Source organism: Pseudokineococcus marinus, from assembly GCF_013004605.1.
GTDB lineage: Bacteria > Actinomycetota > Actinomycetes > Actinomycetales > Quadrisphaeraceae > Pseudokineococcus > Pseudokineococcus marinus.
In genome coordinates, this window is sequence record NZ_JABEMA010000280.1 from 1 (window position 1) to 4044 (window position 4044).

Genomic DNA, 4044 nt, shown 5'->3' on the forward strand with positions numbered 1-4044 from the left:
CGTGCCGGCGCTGTCCGCCGGCGAGTCGGGGGTGTCGGTCGGTGCCACGGGGGCGCTCCCGTTCCTGGGCCGCGCGTCGCGCCGCACCAGCTCGCGCGGGCCTTTCGTCGTCGCCCGGGGGCGACGGAAGTCGTGGGGTGCGTCCGGGCCGCGCAGCGGGCTCCGGTGAGCGCGCGCGGTGGGGCTCAGACGCCGACGGCACCTCGCTCGGCGGCCAGTGGATCCGCCACGGCCGCCGCGCCCTCCAGGAGCGGCCCCTGCGCCAGCCGGGTCGCGCGAGGCGCTTCCGGCGGCGCGAGGTCGGACACCCCGCGGAGCGCGGTGAGGACGTCGTCGGGTCGGACGGCAGGTGCGGCGTGCCGGACGACCAGGTGGAGTATCGCACAGGGCTCCCCGCCCGCCGCCGACGACGCGGCGAGGGCCCGGCCGGTCGTCGACACGGCGGCCGCCGGCTCGACGACGTCGAGGCGCAGCACGGCGGGGCGGACGTCGAGGACCCGCCGCCCCTTGGTGGTCACCCGCTCGACCTCGGCCGACCCGGTGGCGAGGAGCGCGTCCACCGCGCGACGGGCGTCGGCCTCGCCCACGCCGGGGAGCGCCACCTCCCACACGCCGGCCTCGAGCACGTCCGCGAGCGGCGCGGCCCCGTGCAGCGGCGCCTCCACGACCTCGAGGACGTCGAGCCCGGGGGGCAGCGCCGCGTCGAGGGCGGAGCGCAGGCGCTCGGGGTCGCAGCGCGCCGTCACGGCGATCTCCACGTACTCGGCCTCGCTGGCCGAGCCGGTGGGCGCCGCGCCCGCGTAGGAGACCTTGGGGTGCGGCGAGAAGCCCGCCGAGTACGCCATGGGCACCTCGGCGCGGCGCAGGGCCCGCTCCAGCGCGCGCTGGAAGTCGCGGTGGCTGGAGAAGCGCAGGCGCTCCCGACGGGCGTAGCGCAGGCGCAGCCGCTGGACGGCGGGGGGCGGAGGCGGTCCCTCGGGGGTGCGGCTGGCCACGGGTGCTCCAGGGGGGATGCGTCGGGGCGTCGGGATCTGCGGGACGGCGGTCGGCGCCGGCGCCGGCGCCGGCGCCGGCGCGACCTCAGTCGAGCGGGTGGAGGTCCAGCGGGTGGACGAGGTCGTCGAGGCCCGCGGGCTCGTCGTCCTCCGGAGCGTCGCGCTCGAGGGGGTGCACGAGCAGCTCCCTGGCCGTGCGGAAGCCGAGGCGCTTGTAGAGGGGCGCGGCGCGGGTGCCGCCCGGCGACAGCACGACACGGACGAGGCCGGTGTCGCGCGCGTGCGCCAGCGCGGCCTCGACGAGCGCTCCCCCGGTGCCTCCCTCCCGGTGGTCGGGCAGGACGAAGAGCGCGCCGAGGTAGCCCCACGCCGTCGTCACCGGCTCGCCCGGGCGCGGCGGCCGCTCGTAGCGCGTGAGGCCCACCATGCCCACCGGCAGGCGCATGCCGGCGGGCCGCTCCCCGCCGCCCCGCGACTCCGCGAGCCAGAAGGTGCGCTGGTGCGCCTGCGCCCGGACCCACGCGGTGAACCGGCGGCCGAAGTCGTCGTCGGCGGGCACCGGCCCGGCCTCGGAGGCGGCCGCGCGGCGCAGCAGCGCCAGCGCCGCCACGTCACCGGCCGCCTCGAGCACGGCCGGGCGGATGCGCACCGCGCTCAGGGGGTGCCCCCCGGGCTGGTGCCGACGCCCTCGAGGACCCCGGAGGCCCGCACGACGCTCAGGGGCAGCATCGGCCGGCCGGAGGGGCCGACCTGGATGCTCGTGTCCGTCGTCGGGCAGACGCCGCAGTCGAAGCACGGGGTCCAGCGGCAGTCGTCGACCTCGACCCCCGACAGGGCCTCCTGCCAGTCCTCCCAGAGCCAGTCCTTGTCCAGGCCCGAGTCCAGGTGGTCCCACGGGAGGACCTCGTCGAGGTCGCGCTCGCGGGTCGTGTACCAGTCGACGTCGAGGCCGTGGGCGGCCAGGACGCGCTGCGCCACCTGCTCCCAGCGCTCGTAGGAGAAGTGCTCGCTCCAGCCGTCGAAGCGGCCGCCGTCGCGCCACACCGCCTCGACGACGTCGGCCAGCCGCCGGTCGCCCCGGGACAGGAGGCCCTCGACGACGCCGGGCTTGCCGTCGTGGTAGCGGAAGCCGATGGCCCGGCCGTAGCGCCGGTCGGAGCGGATCGCGTCGCGCAGCTTCGCCAGCCGGGCGTCGGTCTCCTCGTGCGAGAGCTGCGGCGCCCACTGGAAGGGGGTGTGCGGCTTGGGCACGAAGCCGCCGATGGACACGGTGCAGCGGATGTCGCTGCGCCCGGACACCTGGCGGCCCGTCGCGATGACCCTCTTGGCCATCTCGGCGATCTGGAGGACGTCCTCGTCGGTCTCCGTGGGGAGCCCGCACATGAAGTAGAGCTTGACCTGCCGCCAGCCGTTGGCGAAGGCCGTGGCGACGGTGGCGATGAGGTCCTCCTCGCTCACCATCTTGTTGATGACGCGGCGCAGGCGCTCGCTGCCGCCCTCGGGCGCGAAGGTCAGCCCGGAGCGGCGCCCGTTCCGCGAGAGCTCGTTGGCGAGCTCGATGTTGAAGGCGTCGACGCGGGTGCTCGGCAGGGACAGGCCCGTCTCGGTGCCCTCGTAGCGGTCGGCGAGGCCCTTGGTGACCTCGGCGATCTCGCTGTGGTCCGCCGAGGACAGGGACAGCAGCCCCACCTCCTCGAAGCCGGTGGCCTCGAGGCCCTTCTGCACCATGGCGCCGATGCCCTCGGCGGAGCGCTCGCGCACCGGCCGCGTGATCATCCCGGCCTGGCAGAACCGGCAGCCGCGCGTGCACCCGCGGAAGATCTCCACGCTCATGCGCTCGTGGACGCTCTCGGCCAGCGGCACGAGCGGCTGCTTGGGGTACGGCCAGGCGTCGAGGTCCATGACCGTGTGCTTGACGACGCGCCACGGCACGCCGTCCCGGTTCGGCGCGACGGACGCGAGCGCCCCGTCCTCGCCGTAGGCGACGTCGTAGAAGCGCGGCACGTAGACGACGCCGGAGCGCGCGAGGCGCAGCAGCAGCTCCTCCCGGCCGCCCGGGGAGCCCTCCTCCTTGAAGGCGCGCACGAGGTCGGTGACGGCGAGCACGGCCTGCTCGCCGTCGCCGAGGACGACGGCGTCGAGGAAGTCGGCGACCGGCTCGGGGTTGAAGGCGGCGTGGCCGCCCGCGACGACGAGCGGGTGCTCCTCGGTGCGCTCCGCGCTGCGCAGGGGCACGCCGGCGAGGTCGAGCGCCGTCAGCAGGTTGGTGTAGCCGAGCTCGGTGGCGAAGGAGACGCCCAGGAGGTCGAAGTCGCCCACGGGGCGGTGCCCGTCCACGGTGAACTGCGGGACGTCGTGCTCGCGCATGAGCGCCTCGAGGTCCGGCCACACCGCGTAGGTGCGCTCGGCCAGGGCGTCGGCCCGCTCGTTGAGCACCTCGTAGAGGATCATGACGCCCTGGTTGGGCACGCCGACCTCGTAGGCGTCGGGGTACATGAGGGCCCAGCGCACCGTGGCGGGGCCGGCGCACTCCCACTCCTTCGTGGTGGCGTTGAGCTCGCCGCCGACGTACTGGACGGGCTTGCTGACGCGCGGCAGCAGCGCCTCGAGGCGGTGCAGCACCGAGCGGCCGTCGCGGGCCGTGCGCGCCGCCGTCCCCGACGGCGCGTCGACCTTGTCGGGGTGGTGGAGCTCGACGACCTCCACCGACTCGTAGAAGCGCGCCGCCTGCGCGGCGAAGCGCATGGCCAGGACGGCCCCGACGGCGAAGTTCGGCGCCACGAGGACGCCCGTCGTCGGCGACGGCCCGAGCGCCTCGCGCACGGCGTCGAGGCGCTCGTCGGTCCAGCCCGTCGTGCCGACGACGGCGTGGACGCCGTGGCGCACGCACCAGTCGACCTGCGCCGGCGCGGCGTCCGGCACCGACAGCACGACGGCGACGTCGGCGCCCGCCGCGGCGTCCATGGCGTCGCCGCGGTGCACGCGCGCGACGAGCTCGAGGTCGTCGGCCGTCTCGACCGCCCGGCAGGCGGCCGTGCCCATCCGCCCG

The 4044-nt window shown here is 76.3% G+C and carries 3 protein-coding genes; all 3 read right to left on the reverse strand.

Going from position 1 to position 4044, the window contains the following annotated elements; genetic code table 11:
• Window positions 1-185: 185 nt before the first annotated feature.
• On the reverse strand, window positions 186-995 hold the full coding sequence (locus HLB09_RS13995) for a TIGR03936 family radical SAM-associated protein (protein WP_171203958.1): 810 nt from the start codon (window positions 993-995) through the stop codon (window positions 186-188).
• Between the two features lie 85 nt (window positions 996-1080).
• Window positions 1081-1644 (reverse strand): GNAT family N-acetyltransferase, encoded by a 564-nt coding sequence (locus tag HLB09_RS14000; protein WP_212771097.1) that lies wholly within the window; start codon window positions 1642-1644, stop codon window positions 1081-1083.
• A 5-nt stretch (window positions 1645-1649) separates the two neighbouring features.
• Window positions 1650-4044 (reverse strand): TIGR03960 family B12-binding radical SAM protein (locus HLB09_RS14005; RefSeq protein ID WP_212771098.1); only part of this gene is annotated, 2395 nt, incomplete at its 5' end.